At 69.0% G+C, this 16,752-nt stretch carries 12 protein-coding genes and 2 tRNA genes; 4 read left to right on the top strand and 10 right to left on the bottom strand.

Annotated elements, in window-relative coordinates; genetic code table 11:
• Positions 1–1,497: a folylpolyglutamate synthase/dihydrofolate synthase family protein gene (locus NBY69_RS04600; protein ID WP_250298429.1), complete on the bottom strand. Its 1,497-nt coding sequence runs from the start codon at positions 1,495–1,497 to the stop codon at positions 1–3.
• A 120-nt stretch (positions 1,498–1,617) separates the two neighbouring features.
• Between NBY69_RS04600 and NBY69_RS04605 the strand changes: the two genes are divergently transcribed.
• Positions 1,618–2,631, top strand: a complete 1,014-nt coding sequence (locus tag NBY69_RS04605; RefSeq protein ID WP_250298430.1) for a rod shape-determining protein — start codon at positions 1,618–1,620, stop codon at positions 2,629–2,631.
• Between the two features lie 75 nt (positions 2,632–2,706).
• On the opposite strand, the gene NBY69_RS04610 is transcribed toward NBY69_RS04605, so the two are convergent.
• Positions 2,707–5,328: a valine--tRNA ligase gene (locus tag NBY69_RS04610; RefSeq protein WP_250298431.1), complete on the bottom strand. Its 2,622-nt coding sequence runs from the start codon at positions 5,326–5,328 to the stop codon at positions 2,707–2,709.
• Positions 5,329–5,466: 138 nt separating this feature from the next.
• Here NBY69_RS04610 and NBY69_RS04615 point away from each other — a divergent pair, with 138 nt between their 5' ends.
• Positions 5,467–6,486 (top strand): hypothetical protein, encoded by a 1,020-nt coding sequence (locus NBY69_RS04615; RefSeq protein WP_250298432.1) that lies wholly within the window; start codon positions 5,467–5,469, stop codon positions 6,484–6,486.
• Positions 6,487–6,553: 67 nt separating this feature from the next.
• On the opposite strand, the gene clpX is transcribed toward NBY69_RS04615, so the two are convergent.
• The 5 genes from clpX to NBY69_RS04640 all read right to left on the bottom strand — a co-directional run bounded on the left by clpX (position 6,554) and on the right by NBY69_RS04640 (position 11,233).
• The gene (clpX, locus tag NBY69_RS04620; protein ID WP_250298433.1) at positions 6,554–7,846 is read right to left on the bottom strand and encodes an ATP-dependent Clp protease ATP-binding subunit ClpX; all 1,293 of its coding nucleotides are present in this window, start codon (positions 7,844–7,846) and stop codon (positions 6,554–6,556) included.
• A gap of 157 nt (positions 7,847–8,003) precedes the next feature.
• Complete coding sequence (locus tag NBY69_RS04625; RefSeq protein WP_284347844.1) at positions 8,004–8,687, bottom strand: ATP-dependent Clp protease proteolytic subunit; 684 nt, start codon at positions 8,685–8,687, stop codon at positions 8,004–8,006.
• A gap of 50 nt (positions 8,688–8,737) precedes the next feature.
• On the bottom strand, positions 8,738–9,343 hold the full coding sequence (locus NBY69_RS04630; protein ID WP_250298549.1) for an ATP-dependent Clp protease proteolytic subunit: 606 nt from the start codon (positions 9,341–9,343) through the stop codon (positions 8,738–8,740).
• A gap of 292 nt (positions 9,344–9,635) precedes the next feature.
• Entirely contained in the window at positions 9,636–11,042 is a 1,407-nt protein-coding gene (tig, locus tag NBY69_RS04635) for a trigger factor (protein WP_250298435.1), read from the bottom strand.
• Between the two features lie 114 nt (positions 11,043–11,156).
• A tRNA-Pro gene (locus NBY69_RS04640) sits at positions 11,157–11,233 on the bottom strand.
• 163 nt (positions 11,234–11,396) lie between these two features.
• On the opposite strand from NBY69_RS04640, the gene NBY69_RS04645 reads away from it, so the two are divergent.
• Positions 11,397–11,470: transfer RNA gene (locus NBY69_RS04645), tRNA-Gly, on the top strand.
• A 68-nt stretch (positions 11,471–11,538) separates the two neighbouring features.
• Here the strand turns inward: NBY69_RS04645 and NBY69_RS04650 are convergent.
• A complete protein-coding gene (locus NBY69_RS04650; RefSeq protein WP_250298436.1) occupies positions 11,539–11,733 on the bottom strand; it encodes a hypothetical protein in 195 nt (64 codons plus the stop codon).
• A 485-nt stretch (positions 11,734–12,218) separates the two neighbouring features.
• Here NBY69_RS04650 and NBY69_RS04655 point away from each other — a divergent pair, with 485 nt between their 5' ends.
• Positions 12,219–13,394, top strand: a complete 1,176-nt coding sequence (locus NBY69_RS04655) for an acyltransferase family protein (RefSeq protein ID WP_250298437.1) — start codon at positions 12,219–12,221, stop codon at positions 13,392–13,394.
• 97 nt (positions 13,395–13,491) lie between these two features.
• Here NBY69_RS04655 and NBY69_RS04660 read toward each other — a convergent pair whose 3' ends face one another.
• Positions 13,492–15,936, bottom strand: coding sequence for an FtsX-like permease family protein (locus NBY69_RS04660; protein ID WP_250298438.1), 2,445 nt, complete (start codon positions 15,934–15,936; stop codon positions 13,492–13,494).
• Positions 15,936–16,751 (bottom strand): ABC transporter ATP-binding protein, encoded by an 816-nt coding sequence (locus NBY69_RS04665; RefSeq protein ID WP_250298439.1) that lies wholly within the window; start codon positions 16,749–16,751, stop codon positions 15,936–15,938. Before NBY69_RS04665 ends, NBY69_RS04660 begins: the two co-directional genes overlap by 1 nt.
• Position 16,752 lies beyond the last annotated feature (1 nt).

The following is a 16,752-nucleotide window of genomic DNA, read 5'->3' on the forward strand; positions in this document are numbered from 1 at the left end:
TCAGCGCCTCCCCAGGAGCAGCCGGGCCTCGCCGACAGTGATCACGGAACCGGTGACCAGGACGCCCGCTCCGGCGTACTCGTCCTCCTCCTCGGCGAGGGTGATCGCCGCCTCCAGGGCGTCGTCGAGGCGCGGCTCGACGACCACCCGCTCGTCGCCGAACACCTCGACGGCGATGGCGGCGAGGTCGTCCGCGCTCATCGCGCGGTGCGTGGAGTTCTGCGTGACGACGACCTCCGCGAAGATCGGCTCGAACGCTTCGAGCAGCCCCCGGACGTCCTTGTCGCCGCTCGCGCCGACCACCCCGATCAGCCGCGAGAAGCTGAACGCCTCGGTGACGGCCGCGGCCGTCACCTGCGCGCCCGCCGGGTTGTGCGCGGCGTCCAGGACGACGGTCGGCGAGCTGCGCACGACCTCCATCCGGCCGGGCGAGGTCACCGAGGCAAACGCCTTGCGGACCGTGTCGATGTCGAGCAGGCCGGACTGCTGCGCGCCGACGCCGAAGAACGCCTCGACCGCGGCGAGCGCCACCGCCGCGTTCTGCGCCTGGTGGGCGCCGTACAGCGGCAGGAAGATCTCGGTGTACTCGTTGGCCTCACCGGCGAGTCCGCGCAGCGTCAGCAACTGACCGCCGACGGCGACCTCCCGGCTGACGACGCCGAACTCCATGCCCGCGCGGGCCACGGTGGCGTCCGCCTCGACGGCCTTCTTCAGCATCACCTGCGCGGCGTCGACCGGCTGCTGCGCCAGGACGACCGTCGCACCCTGCTTGATGATCCCGGACTTCTCCACGGCGATCTCGCCGGGCGTGTTCCCGAGCCGGTCCGTGTGGTCGAGCGAGATAGGGGTGACCACGGCGACGGGGGCCTCGATGACATTCGTGGCGTCCCAGCTGCCCCCCATCCCTACCTCGACCACCGCGACGTCCACGGGCGCGTCGGCGAAGGCGGCGTACGCCATACCGGTGAGCACCTCGAAGAACGAGAGCCGGTGCTCCTGCTGCTCGTCGGTCATCCCGACGTACGGCTTGATGTCCTCGTACGTCTCGATGAAGCGCTCGGCCTCGATCGGCGCACCATTGAGGCTGATGCGCTCGGTGATCGACTGGACGTGCGGCGAGGTGTACCGCCCGGTGCGCAGCTCGAACGCGCCGAGCAGCGCCTCGATCATGCGCGCCGTCGATGTCTTGCCGTTGGTGCCGGTGATGTGGATCGAGGGGTACGCGCGCTGCGGGTCGCCCAGGAGGTCGAGCAGCGCCTCCATCCGTACGAGGGAGGGGTCGAGCTTGGTCTCGGGCCAGCGGCCCAGGAGATCCTGCTCCACCGTGCGCAGCGCCTTGTCCACCTCCGGGTCGGTGGGTCGGGTGGGGACCTCGTCGCCCTGCGGTGATCCGGCCTGGGTGCGCAGGGTACGGCTGCCGGCCTCGATCACCGCCAGGTCGGGGTCACGGGTCGTTGCTGCGTCGACGATCTCGTCGAAAGGGTCGGGCTCGCTCACGGGTCCAGTCTACGGAGGTCCACCGACAGTCGGGGCGCCCCGGTCCGGTCCGGGCGCCGGGGCCCGGTTCGGCGTACTCCGGCGCGCGGACCGGACCCGCCGGGGGCACACTCAAGAATCATGGACATAGGCATCGATCTCGGCACGGTCAACACGCTTCTCTACGTCCGCGGCCAGGGCATTGTGCTCAACGAGCCGTCCGTGGTCGCCGTCCGCGACGACGGGCGCGGGGCTCCGGCGATCGGCGACGAGGCGAAGGAGAGCCTGGGGCGCACTCCTGAGTCGGTCACCGCGATCCGTCCGCTGCGGGACGGCGTGATCAGCGAATACGACGCCGCCGAGGAAATGATCAGGTACTTCGTGCGCAAGGCCGTCAAGGGCAGACGGCCGCGCACCCGCATGATCGTGTGCGTGCCGAGCGGCGTCACTCCGGTGGAGCGGCGGGCCATCGTGCACGCGGCGCGGCGGGCGGGGGCCCGGACCGTCCATCTGCTGGACGAGCCGATGGCGGCGGCTATGGGCGCGGGGCTGCCGGTCGACGAACCGCGCGGTTCGATGGTGGTCGACATCGGCGGCGGTACGACCGAGGTCGGGGTGATCTCCATGGGAGGGACCGTCGCCGCCCGCTCGCTGCGCACGGCGGGCGACCGGATGAACGCCGCGATCAGCAACCACATCCGCAAGGAACACGGCCTGCTGGTCGGTGAGCGGACCTCCGAGGAGGTCAAGCTGGCGCTCGGTTCGGCCCGGCCGGTCCCCGGCGACCAGGGGCTGGAGACCCGGACCTGCACCGTGCGGGGCCGCCAGAAGATCAGCGGGTTCCCGACCGCCGTGACGCTGAGCGCGACCGAGGTGCGGGCGGCGCTGAACAGCCCCGTCGAGGCGATCGTCAGCACGGTGCGGGCGATGCTGGAGGAGTGCCCGCCCGAACTGGCCGCGGACGTGATGAAGCACGGGATCGTCCTGACCGGCGGCGGATCGCTGCTGCCCGGCCTGGATCTGCGGCTCGCCTCGGCGACGGGCATCGCGGTGACGGTGGCGGACGCACCGCTGGACTGTGTGGCGCTGGGCACCGGCCAGTGCGTCGAGGAGTTCGACACGGTGACGGCGAAGGTGCTGACGCCCGCCGCCTGACCGCCCGTGCCGGGCGCACACGGCGAAGGCCCCCGGCGGACCGGGGGCCTTCGTCACGCGCGTGCGGTCACCCGGCTACGCCTGCGGCAGCCCGTCCAGCTGGGCGCTGATCCGCTCGATGTCCGCCTCGGCCTTGGCCAGCCGTGTACGGATCTTGTCGACCACCTGGTCCGGGGCCTTCGCCAGGAACGCCTCGTTGCCGAGCTTCCCGAGCGCCTGCGCCTTCTCCTTCTCGGCCGCGCCGAGGTCCTTGGTCAGCCGCTTGCGCTCGGCCGCGACATCGATCGTCCCCGACAGGTCGAGTGCGACCTTCGCACCCGCGACCGGCAGCGACGCGGTGGCGTGGAAGCCCTCCCCCGCGGGCTGGAGCCGCAGCACCTGGCGGATGGCCCCCTCGTGCGGTGCCAGCGCCGTGCCGGTCAGGTCGAGTTCGGCCGGGACCTTCTGGCCCGGCTGGAGTCCCTGGTCGGAGCGGAACCTGCGGACCTCGGTGATCACCTGCTGGACCAGCGCGATCTCCTGCTCGGCCGCGCTGTCCCGGAAGCCGGAGTCCTTCGGCCAGTCGGCGACGACCACCGACTCCTTGCCGGTGAGCGTGGTCCAGAGCGTCTCGGTGACGAACGGGACGACCGGGTGCAGCAGCCGCAGCATCACGTCGAGGACCTCACCGAGGACCCGCCCCGAGGTCTGCGCCGCCTCGCCGCCCGCGAAGAACGTCGTCTTGGACAGCTCGACGTACCAGTCGAAGACCTCGTCCCAGGCGAAGTGGTAGAGGGCGTCGGCGAGCTTCGCGAACTGGAAGTCGTCGTAGTACGCGTCCACTTCGGCGACGACCGCGTTCAGCCGCGACAGGATCCACCGGTCGTTGGCCGACTGCTTCTCGACGGGCGGCAGTTCACCCTCGACGTTGGCGCCGTTCATCAGCGCGAAGCGGGTGGCGTTCCAGATCTTGTTGGCGAAGTTGCGGGACGCCTTGACCCAGTCCTCGCCGATCGGCACGTCCGCGCCGGGGTTGGCGCCGTTGGCGAGGGTGAAGCGGACGGCGTCGGAGCCGTACTCGTCCATCCAGTCCAGCGGATCGATCACGTTCCCGAAGGACTTGGACATCTTCTTTCCGTTCTCGTCACGGACGAGACCGGTCAGCGCGACCGTCTTGAACGGCGCGACGCCGTCCATCGCGTACAGGCCGAACATCATCATCCGGGCGACCCAGAAGAAGATGATGTCGTGGCCGGTGACGAGCACATCGGTCGAGTAGAACTTCTCCAGGTCCGGGGTCTGCTCCGGCCAGCCGAGCGTGGAGAACGGCCACAGGCCGGAGGAGAACCAGGTGTCGAGGACGTCCTCGTCCTGGTGCCAGCCCTCGCCGGTGGGCGCCTCGTCGCCGGGGCCGACGCAGACGACCTGGCCCTCGGGGCCGTACCAGACGGGGATCCGGTGGCCCCACCACAACTGCCGTGAGATGCACCAGTCGTTGAGGTTGTCGACCCAGTCGAAGTAGCGCTTCTCCAGCTCCTTCGGGTGGATCGTGACCCGCCCGTCGCGGACCGCGTCGCCCGCGTCCTTGGCGAGCGTCTCGACCTTGACCCACCACTGGAGGGAGAGGCGCGGCTCGACGGTGGTCTTGCAGCGCGAGCAGTGTCCGACGGAGTGCGTGTACGGGCGCTTCTCGGCGACGATCCGGCCCTGCTCGCGCATGGCCTCGACGATCGTGGAGCGCGCCTCGAACCGGTCCAGACCGTGGAACGGGCCCGGCACGGTGATGACACCGCGCTCGTCCATGATCGTCGTGGACTCCAGGCCGTGCCGCTGGCCGATGGCGAAGTCGTTCGGGTCATGGGCGGGCGTCACCTTGACGGCGCCGGTGCCGAACTCCGGGTCGACGTGGGCGTCCGCGACGACCGGGATGGTCCGGTCGGTGAGCGGCAGCTTGATCCGCTTGCCGATGAGGTGCGCGTACCGCTCGTCGTCCGGGTGGACGGCGATCGCGGTGTCACCGAGCATCGTCTCGACCCGGGTGGTGGCGACGACCAGGGTCTCGTCACCCTCGCCGTACTTGAGCGAGACCAGCTCGCCGTCGTCGTCCTGGTAGTCGACCTCGATGTCGGAGATCGCGGTGAGACAGCGCGGGCACCAGTTGATGATGCGCTCGGCGCGGTAGATCAGCTCGTCGTCGTACAGCCGCTTGAAGATCGTCTGGACGGCCCGGGACAGCCCCTCGTCCATGGTGAACCGCTCACGCGACCAGTCGACCCCGTCGCCGAGGCGGCGCATCTGCCCGAGGATCTTGCCGCCGTACTCCTCCTTCCACTGCCAGACCCGCTCGGTGAACTCCTCACGCCCCAGGTCCTGCCGGGACTTGCCCTCCTCGGCGAGCTGCTGCTCGACCTTGTTCTGGGTGGCGATACCGGCGTGGTCCGTACCGGGCAGCCACAGGGCTTCGTAGCCCTGCATGCGCTTACGGCGGGTGAGGGAGTCCATCAGCGTGTGCTGGAAGGCGTGGCCCAGGTGGAGGGAGCCCGTGACGTTCGGCGGCGGGATGACGATGGTGAACGGAGGCTTGTCGCTCTTCGCGTCGGCCTCGAAATAGCCGCGCTCCACCCAGCGCTCGTACAGCTTCCCCTCTACCTCGGCCGGAACGTACTGGGTCGGCAGTTCGGTGGTGGGCGCTGGAGTCTGCGATGAGTTCTCGGTCACGGACCTAGTTTAAGGGCGTCACGGTCACGTACTGAAACGGGAATCTTTGGTGAGACTGTGGCCCCCGTCTCCCCGGTGGGCGAATACGTCGGTCAGGATGTTCGCGTCACGTGAGTATCCAGAGGGGGAACCCAGTCCATGAGCTACAACCAGCCGGGACCGTACGGCCAACAGCCGCAGCAGCCGGGGCCGTACGGGCAGCAGCCGCCGCAGCAGCCCGGTCCGTACGGACAGCCGGCGCAGCCCCAGCAGCAGCCTGCCAACCCGTACGGCCAGCCCGCCGGCCAGCCGCAGCCCGGCTACGGCTACCCGCAGCAGCCCCCGCAGGGCGTCCCGCCGCAGCCGGGGTACGGCTACCCGCAGCAGCAGCCGGGCCAGCCGAACCCGTACGGCCAGCCGCCGCAGCAGCCGCCGTACGGGCAGCAGCCCGGATACGGCCAGATGCCGCCCCCGCCGCAGGGACCGAAGAAGAAGACGGGTCTGATCGTGGGCGCGGTGGTCGTGGCCGTCGCGGTGATCGGCGGCGGTGTCTTCCTGCTGACCTCGAAGGGCGGCGGCAGCAGTGACGTCGCCGACAGCACCAAGGGGTACAAGCTCGTCGCCCCGGCGTCGATCGGCGAGTACCAGAAGAAGTCGGGCTCCGACGACTCGTCATGGGGCGCGGACGGCAAGCAGAAGGCCGAGGGCATCGGCATCAAGGACCCCTCGAAGGTCGGCGCCTCGTACACGACCGGCACGGGACTGACCGAGAAGGACCTCAACTTCTCCGGTCTCTGGGGCACGATCGACGACCCGGAGAAGGCCATCGACGGTGCGTTCGCGATGTCCCAGGCGGGTATTTCCAAGAGCTCGTCGGACGGTGTGAAGGTGGAGCTGGAGGACAGCCCCCAGAAGGTCACGCCTCCCGGCTTCTCCGGCGCCCTCATGAAGTGCCAGAACGCCAAGGTCACGAACACCTCCACCGACGACACCAGTGGCGCCGCGGCCCAGGTGCCGAAGACCTTCGTGCTGCCCATCTGCGTCTGGGCCGACTACAGCACGCTCGGGATCGTGCAGAACACCGATGTGTCGCTGATCCTGACCAAGAAGACACTCCCGATGGACGACGCCGCGGCCATCGCGGCCAAGGTCTACAACGCCGCCCGCGTCAAGCAGTAACAGCCCAGCAGAAAGGGGCGCCCGGTCAGTTGACTGACCGGGCGCCCCTTCGCGTATCTGCCGGGCGTCAGGCGGACTTCTCGTGGCGGCCGTCGTTGCCCACGATCCGCGGCTCGCGCGGGACCAGCGTCGGGTTCACGTTGTCCCGGACGACGTCCGCCGTGATGACGACCCGGGCGACGTCCTTGCGGGACGGCACCTCGTACATCACCGACTGGAGGACCTCTTCCATGATGGCGCGCAGCCCGCGCGCCCCGGTGCCGCGCAGGATCGCCTGGTCGGCGATGGCCTCCAGGGACGGGCGGTCGAAGTCCAGCTCCACGCCGTCGAGTTCGAAGAGGCGCTGGTACTGCTTCACCAGCGCGTTGCGCGGCTCGACCAGGATCTGGAGAAGCGCCTCGCGGTCCAGGTTGTGGACCGAGGTCAGCACGGGGAGACGGCCGATGAACTCGGGGATCATCCCGAACTTCACCAGGTCCTCCGGCATGACCTCCTGGAACTGGTCGCTCGCCTCGATCTCCCGCTTGGAACGGATGGTCGCGCCGAAGCCGATGCCCTTCGCGCCCGCCCGGGACTCGATGATCCGCTCCAGACCGGAGAAGGCGCCGCCCACGATGAACAGCACGTTCGTCGTGTCGATCTGGATGAACTCCTGGTGCGGGTGCTTACGGCCGCCCTGCGGCGGTACCGAGGCGGTCGTGCCCTCCAGGATCTTCAACAGGGCCTGCTGGACGCCCTCGCCGGAGACATCGCGGGTGATCGACGGGTTCTCGCTCTTGCGGGCGACCTTGTCGATCTCGTCGATGTAGATGATGCCGGTCTCGGCCTTCTTGACGTCGTAGTCAGCGGCCTGGATCAGCTTCAGCAGGATGTTCTCGACGTCCTCGCCGACGTACCCGGCCTCCGTCAGCGCCGTCGCGTCCGCAATGGCGAACGGGACGTTGAGCATCCGGGCCAGGGTCTGGGCGAGCAGTGTCTTGCCGGAGCCCGTGGGGCCCAGCAGCAGGATGTTGGACTTGGCGAGCTCGATCGCGTCCTCGCGGTTGGTCCCGCCGCCGTTCTCACCGGCCTGGACGCGCTTGTAGTGGTTGTAGACCGCTACCGAGAGAGCCTTCTTCGCGGGCTCCTGCCCGACGACGTACCCCTCGAGGAACTCGTAGATCTCGCGCGGCTTGGGCAGTTCCTCCCACCGCACTTCGGAGGTCTCCGCGAGTTCCTCTTCGATGATCTCGTTGCAGAGATCGATGCACTCGTCGCAGATGTACACCCCGGGGCCTGCGATGAGCTTCTTCACCTGCTTCTGGCTCTTCCCGCAGAACGAGCACTTGAGCAGGTCGCCGCCATCACCGATGCGTGCCACGAGGTGCTTCCCCTTCGCCTGGGAGGCGCCACGTTCAGCGTCTCCTGGTGCCTCATATTCGACGGTACCTTGCCGGGCCCCTCGTACGGGCCCCCCTTGGCACGGTTCACTGTGAACGTGCACCGTGCCAGGGGGAGGCAGTTAAATCAAACGCCCGTCAGTTGGCCAGCATCCCTGCGGTGCTCTTACGGGTCGAAACGATCTGGTCGACCAGCCCGTACGCGAGGGCGTCCTCGGCCGTGAGGATCTTGTCGCGCTCGATGTCGTCGCGGATCTTCTCCAGCGGCGTGGTGGAGTGCTTGGCCAGCATCTCCTCCAACTGGCTGCGCATGCGCAGGATTTCGCGGGCCGCGATCTCCAGGTCGGAGAGCTGCTCACGGCCGGTCTGCGAGGACGGCTGGTGGATCAGCACACGGGCGTTGGGCAGTGCCATGCGCTTGCCGGGGGTGCCCGCAGCGAGCAGGACCGCGGCGGCGGAGGCCGCCTGGCCCATGCAGACCGTCTGGATGTCCGGCTTCACGAACTGCATCGTGTCGTAGATCGCCGTCAGCGCGGTGAACGAGCCACCGGGGCTGTTGATGTAGATCGAGATGTCCCGGTCCGGGTCCATCGACTCCAGGCACAGCAGCTGTGCCATGACGTCGTTGGCGGACGCGTCGTCGATCTGCACGCCGAGGAAGATCACGCGCTCCTCGAAGAGCTTCGCGTACGGGTCGTACTCACGCACGCCCTGCGAGGTGCGCTCGACGAAGCGCGGAACGATGTAGCGGTTGTCGACCTGCGGGCCGGTGTAGAGGCCGCTGGCGGAAGCAGAGAGGTCGTTCATGTCGGTGTTCACCATCCTGGTGGCGTTCAGTGGTCGGCCGGGTTCGGAGGCAGGGACGCGGAGCTTCAGGCGCCGGTGCCGCCGCCGCCCGGAACGCCCGAGGCAGAGGAGATGATCTCGTCGATGAGGCCGTAGTCCTTGGCCTCCTCCGCCGTGTACCAGCGGTCGCGGTCACCGTCGCGGATGATCGCATCGACGGTCTGGCCGGAGTGCAGGGCGGTGATCTCCGCCATGCGCTTCTTCGTGCGCAGCAGCTGCTCGGCCTGGATCTTGATGTCCGAGGCGGTGCCGCCGAGGCCGGCCGAGCCCTGGTGCATCAGGATGTCGGTGTTCGGGAGCGCGAAGCGCTTGCCCGCGGTGCCGCCGGTCAGCAGGAACTGGCCCATCGAGGCAGCGAGGCCCATACCGATGGTGACCACGTCGTTCGGGATGTACTGCATGGTGTCGTAGACCGCCATGCCCGCCGTCACCGAGCCGCCGGGGCTGTTGATGTAGAGGAAGATGTCCTTGTCCGGGTCAGCGGCAAGGAGCAGCAGCTGCGCGGTGATCTTGTTCGCGATCTCGTCGTCGACCTGCTGGCCGAGGAAGATGATCCGCTCTCCGAGCAGTCGGTTGTAGACCTGGTCGCCGAGGCCGCCACCGATGTTGGGCTCGCCGGCGGCGTAGGGCATCAGATTCGTCACGTATCCACCTGCTCGTCTCTGACGGCTCCGGCCGTCTCAGCGTCTTGTACCAGCAGGAGTCCGGGGGGTTGGCTACTCCCGTGCTCTCCTCTTCATGGACCCTAACGCGCAGGTAGGACAACGCCATCCCGCTTCCCGAACTGTTCGCTCGGAGCGCAAGGTACGGGCCATGTGCGTGCGTACGACGAAGGGTCCGGACGTGCAGTACGCCCGGACCCTTCGATCGAGATGGGATTCGGCCGGGGGTCAGATCAACCCCCGGCCGGCATCGAACAGCGGCTCAGGACTCCGTCTTGGCCTCGTCGGCAGCCTCGTCCGACGCGCCGTCGGTGACGGCCTCGACGGTCTCGGCGGCGGCCTCGGCCTCTTCGTCGTCGTCGTCGCTCAGGTCGACGATCTCACCGTTGGTGTCCTTGACCTTGGCGGCCTCGACGACCACCGCGAGCGCCTTGCCGCGGGCGACCTCGCCGACCAGCATCGGGACCTGGCCACCCTCGACGACCGCCTGGGCGAACTGGTCGGGGCTCATGCCGGAGGAAGCGGCACGCCGCATGAGGTGCTCGGTGAGCTCCTCCTGGTTGACGTTCAGCTTCTCCTTGTTGACCAGCTCGTCGAGGATGAACTGGGTCTTGATGCCCTTCTCCGCCTGCTCCTTGGTCTCAGCGGTGAACTCTTCCTCGGTCTTGCCCTGGATCTCCAGGTACTTGGCGAGGTCGAGGCCCATCTGGCCGAGCTGGTGGTGCTCCAGGTTGTGCTTGCGGGTGTTGATCTCGTCCTCGAGGAGCTTCTCGGGGATCGGGACCTCCGCCAGCTTCAGCAGCTCGTCGAGGACGCGCTCCTGGGCCTGGGTGGCCTGGTCGTACTGCTTGGTGTTCTCGAGGCGCTTGCGGCTGTCGGCCTTGAGCTCGTCCAGCGTGTCGAACTCGCTCGCCAGCTGCGCGAAGTCGTCGTCCAGGCCGGGAAGTTCACGAGCGGCGACCGCGGTGACCTTGACGGTGACCTCGGCCGGCTTGCCCTCGGCGGAGCCGCCCTTGAGCTCGGAGGTGAAGGTGGCCTCGCCACCCGCCTCCAGACCGATCACGGCCTCGTCGATACCGTCGAGCAGCTCACCGGAACCGATGGTGTACGAAACACCCTCGGCCACGCCGTCCTCCAGGACCTCACCGTCGACCTTGGCCTCCAGGTCGATCGTGACGACGTCACCGTCGGCGGCGGCGCGCTCGACGGGGTTGGTGGACGCGAAGCGGCCACGCAGCTCCTCGACGGCCTTGTCGACGTCCTCGTCGCTGACCTCGACCGCGTCGACCTCGACCTCGATGCCGGAGTAGTCCGGGATCTCGATCTCGGGCCGGACGTCGACCTCGGCGGTGAAGGCGAGCAGCTCGCCGTCCTTGAGCTCGGTGATGTCGACCTCGGGCTGGCCGAGGACATTCAGCTCACCCTCGTTGACGGCCTCGGTGTAGTACTTCGGGAGGGCGTCGTTGACGGCCTCCTCCAGGACGGCGCCGCGGCCGAAGCGCTGGTCGATGACACGGTTCGGGATCTTGCCCTTACGGAAGCCCTTCACCGTGACCTGCTCGTTGATCTTCTTGTACGCCGCGTCGAGGCTGTCCTTGAGCTCCTCGAAGGGCACCTCGATGCTGAGCCGAACCCGAGTCGGATTCAGGGTCTCCACGGCGCTCTTCACGGTTCGGTCTCCTTGGGGGCTGACTTCAGAATCTCTGCCCGGTTAGAGACACGCGGGCACACAGCTTGCATAGTAACGGCAAGCAGGAGGAGACCCACAATGCGATCTTGCTGATGGTCGGGGTGGCCGGATTCGAACCGACGACCTTCCGCTCCCAAAGCGGACGCGCTACCAAGCTGCGCCACACCCCGTCGGTGCGAGACGTAGGGTACATGGCCGCACGTGACGCCGTGGCCGCATTTTCACGCGCCACGGGAGCGGTGGCGAGCGGCGGCGCGGTACCGGTGTGCACCGACCGGGTCCGACCCGCTACGATGCTTCTCGTCGCCGCGGTCGTTCCGGCCTGCGGCGCCTGCGGGCGTAGCTCAATGGTAGAGCCCTAGTCTTCCAAACTAGCTACGCGGGTTCGATTCCCGTCGCCCGCTCCACAGAACAACGGCCCGGCCGGTGAGTCCGCTCACCGGCCGGGCCGTTGTCGTGTCCCGGAGCGTCCTGCCTAGAACTTGATCTGGTTGATCGTGTCGGCTATCGAGTTGAGGAACCTGTTGATCGACGGGGCCATGCCCGTCGATGCCACGAAGAAGCCGAAGAGCGCGGCGACGACCGCTGGTCCCGGTTTGATGGATCCACTGCGGATCAACACCACAAGGACGATCGCCAACAGCAGCACCACTGACAGTGAAATGGCCACAACTGATCACACCTTTGGTCGGTCCGCCTTGCCGGCCGGGAACGGTGCCGCTCCAGCACTCTTCCGCGAGCTCCATCGTGCCACCAACCAGCCTGTGCTTGTTGCCTGCTGACGAAACGCCGCCGATCAGATCGCGCCATCCCGCGCACCCCGCGCGGACGGCGCCCGCGCCCGGCTCACAGGCACCGCCCGCGCCCCCGGGGGCAATTTCCGGACTGTGCGCCCCGTCACTCTCACGAACAAATTCGAAAAGATCGTTCCACTGTCCACACATTTCATTCACAGGTGATTCTGATAACGCGGAATCCGGCCGCAATCATGCACAGAAAGCTGGCACTATGTACCAGTTTGAGGCGATCAGAACACCCATATGGGCACATAAGATCGGCGCGTAAAGATTATTTACCGGGGTACCTGTACTGCGAATATCACACCCATCGGAGAGGGTTTTACGGAATCCCTCATGCGACGCTAGGGTTCCTCGAATGGTTCACGCTCCACACGGATATCAGCGGGCCCCACTCCCCCTGGCGCGGGAGACGGAACTCGAACCCCCCACCTCTTCACAGTCGCCACAGAGACCCGGCACAGCCCCCGCACAGACGGCCGCCCCGGGCGCCAAGAAGCAGCGTGACGCGCTCTTCGACAACGCGAAGTTCCTGGCCATCGTGCTCGTGGCCACGGCACACGCATGGGAACCCCTGATGGACGGCAGCCGTACCACCAGGGCCCTCTACATGTTCGTCTACACCTTCCACATGCCCGCATTCATCGTCATCTCGGGATATTTCTCCCGCAGTTTCGACATGCGGCCGGACCGGCTGCGCCGTCTGGTGACGGGCGTCGTCGTGCCGTACGTGGTCTTCGAGACCACGTACTCGCTCTACGAGAAGTGGGGCAACAACGACCCCTCGCACGAGATCAGCCTGCTCGACCCGTACTACCTGACCTGGTTCCTGATCGCCCTCTTCATCTGGCGGCTGACCACACCGATCTGGCGCAATCTGCGCTATCCGATGACCATTTCACTCGTGATCGCGGTGCTCGCGGCGATCACGCCGAACATCGGCGACGACCTGGATCTCCAGCGGGTCCTGCAGTTCCTGCCGTTCTTCGTCCTGGGCCTGAAGCTGAAGCCCGAACACTTCCAGCTGGTGCAGCGCCGCGGTGCGCGGCTGGTGGCCGTGCCGGTCATGCTCGCCACGCTGGTGTTCGCGTACTGGGCGGCGCCCCGGATGACGCTCAACTGGTTCTACCGGGGCACCAGCGCCCAGGAGCTGGGCGTCTCGTGGTGGGAAGGGGTCGTCATGGCTCTCGGTCTCACCGCCTGCTCGCTGGTGCTGACCGCCTGCTTCCTGGCCTTGGTGCCGCGGGGCAGGACCTGGTTCACCGCGCTGGGCGCGGGCACGCTCTGCGGCTATCTGCTGCACGGACTGCTGATCAAGACCATCGAGTACGCCGGCTGGATCGACGACTTCAGCTGGCTGAAGAGCCCGCTCGGCGAGGTGTTCTCGACCCTGTTCATGGCAGCGGCCGTGACGCTCTTCTGCACTCCGCCGGTACGGCGGGTGATGCGCTTCGTGACCGAGCCCGAGATGAAGTGGGCCTTCCGGCCCGACCCGGTGGCGACCGCCCGTGAGCGCGAGAAGGTCCCCGCCTGATCCGCGAGCCGAACCAGCATGCGCACGGCACACGCCCCGTCCGACGGAAACCCGTCGGGCGGGGCGTGTGCCGTTGGCAGACCTCCTGGACCACGCTTCAGCGGCGGACGACCGCCCTGGCCGGGAGCAGTGTCGACGTCAGGCCCAGGGCCACCACGCCCGCGGCGAACGATCCGTACAGCAGCGGTGGGATGTACGGGCCCTCTCCGGTGAGGCCCTTCATCATCGGGATCAGCGTCGCGAGCGCGATCGCGGTGCCGAGCGCGATCCCGGCCAGCGCGACCAGCAGGGCCTCCCAGCGGATCATGCCCATGACCTGGCGGCGGGTGGAGCCGATCAGCCGGAGCACGGAGAGTTCACGGCGGCGGTCGAGAACCGTCATCACCAGGGTGTTGGCCGCGGCGACCGCGGCGAACCCGCCGAGTACCACCGCCATGGTGGTGTTGGCCCAGGCGTTCAGCTGCCGGTCGAGACCCTGCGCCGTGGCGTAGCCGTCCTTGGTGGTGACCTGGCCCAGCCCCGCGAGCCCGGCCGCTGCCCGCGTGGACGACCGTACGAGGAGTTCCGTCGCGAACGGCGAGGTGACGTGCGCGGTCAACTCCGCCTGCGGGAGCGTCAGCTGCGGCAGGCCGATGCCCCGGCCGTACACCGCGACGACCCGGGGGGCCGCCGGGGTGCCGTCCGGCAGGCGCAGGTGCAGGCGGTCGCCGGTCCGTACGTGGGCCGCGGCGGCGAGGGAGGCGTCGACCGCCACCGTGCCGTGGCCCAGCGCGTCCAGCGATCCGGCGCGCACACCGAGGTCCTGGACCCTGGCCAGGTCGTGGCCCCGGCCGGAGACGCCCTGCGCCGACGCGCTCTCCAGGTAGGCGCCGTCGCCCGAGCCGATCGGTACCAGTACGGAGGTGTGCAGCACGGAGACGGCCGTGGACACGCCTGCGGTCGACTTCGCCCGGTCCACCGCGCCGGACGGCAGGCCCGCGGGCGCCGAGACGACGTGATCGGCGGTGATGCCGTCCCGCAGCTGGTGGGCCGCCACCCGGTCCTCGCTGGTGTGCATGAAGACCAGCACCGACGAGAAGGCCATCGCGAGGACGATCGGGGTGATGGCGGAGGAGAGCCTGCGGGCATGGGTACGGGAATTGGCCGCGGCCAGCGAGGCCGCGGCGCCGCCCGCGCGGAGCGGGAAGCCGATGAGCCCCGCGCAGAGCCGGGCGATCAGCGGGCCGAGCAGGGCCACCGCCAGCATGAAGAGCATGACCACACCGAGTGCGGTGTTGGCCGCGTTCTCCCCCGACTCCGATGCGGCCAGCCCGGCGAGGACGAAGCCTCCGACGAGCGCCGCGACGCCCAGCGGCGTCCGGATCAGTCCCGGGCGCAGCCGCTCCACGGCGGACTCGGCCAGCGCCAGCCCCGGCTTGATCTTCGAGGGACGGCGCGCCGCGCAGTAGCCCGCCAGCAGCGCGGTGACGCAGGCGGCGCCGGTGGCGACGGTGAGCGGGAGCCAGGACACGGTCAGTTCGACGGCCTGCGGAATTGCGCCCTTCTCCTTCAGCTGCCCGAACCACCAGGACGCCAGGGCGATGCCGGGCAGGCAGCCCAGCGCACCCGCGACCGGCGCGACCAGCAGGGCCTCGGTGGCGACGGTGCGCCGGAGCTGGCGCGGGGTCGCGCCGATCGCCCGCAGCAGGGCGAACTCCCGACGGCGCTGGCCTACGGAGAGAGCGACCGTACCGGCCGCGGTGAAGATCGCCACCAGGGTGGCGATGCCGCCGAAGGAGCCGCCGATGCCGGTGAGGGCCTCCTTGGCGTACGCCAGGGTGGGGTCCTCGACGGCGCCCCGGTCGGTGCCGGTACGGACCTGGGCCTGCGTGCCCAGGGCGTGTCCGACCTGGTCGGCGAGGGCGTCGGTGGTGGTCCCGGGCCGGGGCAGGACGACGATGGCGTCGACCCGGCCGGGGTGGCCGGAGAGCGACTGCGCCTGCGCGTCACCGAACCAGACGGTGCCGACTGCGTCGGTGAGGCCGGAAACGGTGAACTCCCGCTCCCCCGCTGCCGTGTCGAGCGTGATCCGGTCACCGACCGCGGCGTCCGCCCCCATCACCACTTCGCCGGTACGGGGCGCGGCGCCCGCCGACAGCCGGGTGCCGGTGAAGGCGGTGGAGCCCCAGCCGTGGGCGGTCAGCGGGCCGGCCGTGCGGTCCGCTGCGGCTGCGGTCCGGTGGACCGGAAAGGTGAGGTCGGGGATCGCCTTCGCGGCGCCGGGGACCGAAGCGGCCTTCCGTACCAGGGCGTTGTCGAGCCGTGCCCTGTCCGGGACCGGCGACTGCGTGGCCTTGACGTGCGACTGCTGGTCGGCGGCGGCGACCACGGGGGCGCCCGCGTACCGTGCGGGCGGGACGGTGGCCAGTACTCCGGTCTGCAGCAGGATTCCGCAGGCGGAGACGATCAGCGCGGCTGCCATCAGCGCGATGAAGGTGCCGGCGAAACCGGAGGGGCGGAAGCGGATGGCCGCGCGGGCGAGACCGTTGGGGGTGCGGGACATCACGCTGCGGCCCCCGCGTACACCGGCGCGGTCAGGGCCTTCATGCGCGCCGCGATCTGCGTGGCGGACGCGCGCGGCAGGCTGTCGGCGATCTCGCCGTCCGCCAGGAAGAGGACGCTGTCCGCGTAGGCGGCGGCTGCCGGGTCGTGGGTCACCATCACGACCGTCGCGCCGAGGGTGTCGACCGCGCCACGCAGCAGGTTCAGCACCTCGGCCGCCGTGGTGGTGTCCAGGGCGCCGGTCGGCTCGTCGGCGAAGACGACGTCCGGCTCGGTGACGAGCGCGCGGGCGATGGCGACGCGCTGCTGCTGACCGCCGGAGAGTTCGCCGGGGCGGCGCTTGCCCTTGCCTTCGAGGCCGACCTTCGCGAGGAGTCCGGCGGCCCGGTCCCGGTCCTGGTGGACACCCGCGAGGCGCATCGGGAGCAGGACGTTCTGCTCGACGGTGAGCGAGGGCAGCAGGTTGAACGCCTGGAAGACGAAGCCGATGCGGGAGCGGCGCAGGGCGGTGAGCTTGTTCTCGCTCATGCCGGTGATCTCGGTGCCGCCGAGCCGTACGGAGCCCTCGGTGGGACGGTCGAGGCCCGCCGCGCACTGGAGGAACGTCGACTTGCCCGATCCTGACGGGCCCATCACCGCGGTGAAACCGGCACGCGGGAGGGCGAGGTCGATCCCGCGCAGGGCGTGGACGACGGAGCTGCCGCGCCCGTACCTGCGGCGGACGCCGCGCAGCTCCACGGCCCAGTCGGTGCCCGGGACGACCGCTGTACGAGGGTCGTCCGGCCCGGCCTGCCGATTGCTGCGTCGCAGCCCCATG

This window comes from Streptomyces sp. A 4/2 (assembly GCF_940670765.1).
Taxonomy (GTDB): domain Bacteria; phylum Actinomycetota; class Actinomycetes; order Streptomycetales; family Streptomycetaceae; genus Streptomyces.

Excerpts from the sequence above, each read along its gene's own strand:
- NBY69_RS04665 (WP_250298439.1), bottom strand. The coding sequence starts at position 16,751 with ATGGGGCTGCGACGCAGCAATCGGCAGGCCGGGCCGGACGACCCTCGT.
- NBY69_RS04615 (WP_250298432.1), top strand. The coding sequence starts at position 5,467 with ATGAGCTACAACCAGCCGGGACCGTACGGCCAACAGCCGCAGCAGCCG.
- NBY69_RS04630 (WP_250298549.1), bottom strand. The coding sequence starts at position 9,343 with ATGCCCTACGCCGCCGGCGAGCCCAACATCGGTGGCGGCCTCGGCGAC.
- NBY69_RS04660 (WP_250298438.1), bottom strand. The coding sequence starts at position 15,936 with ATGTCCCGCACCCCCAACGGTCTCGCCCGCGCGGCCATCCGCTTCCGC.
- NBY69_RS04625 (WP_284347844.1), bottom strand. The coding sequence starts at position 8,687 with ATGGTGAACACCGACATGAACGACCTCTCTGCTTCCGCCAGCGGCCTC.
- NBY69_RS04605 (WP_250298430.1), top strand. The coding sequence starts at position 1,618 with ATGGACATAGGCATCGATCTCGGCACGGTCAACACGCTTCTCTACGTC.
- NBY69_RS04655 (WP_250298437.1), top strand. The coding sequence starts at position 12,219 with ATGGTTCACGCTCCACACGGATATCAGCGGGCCCCACTCCCCCTGGCG.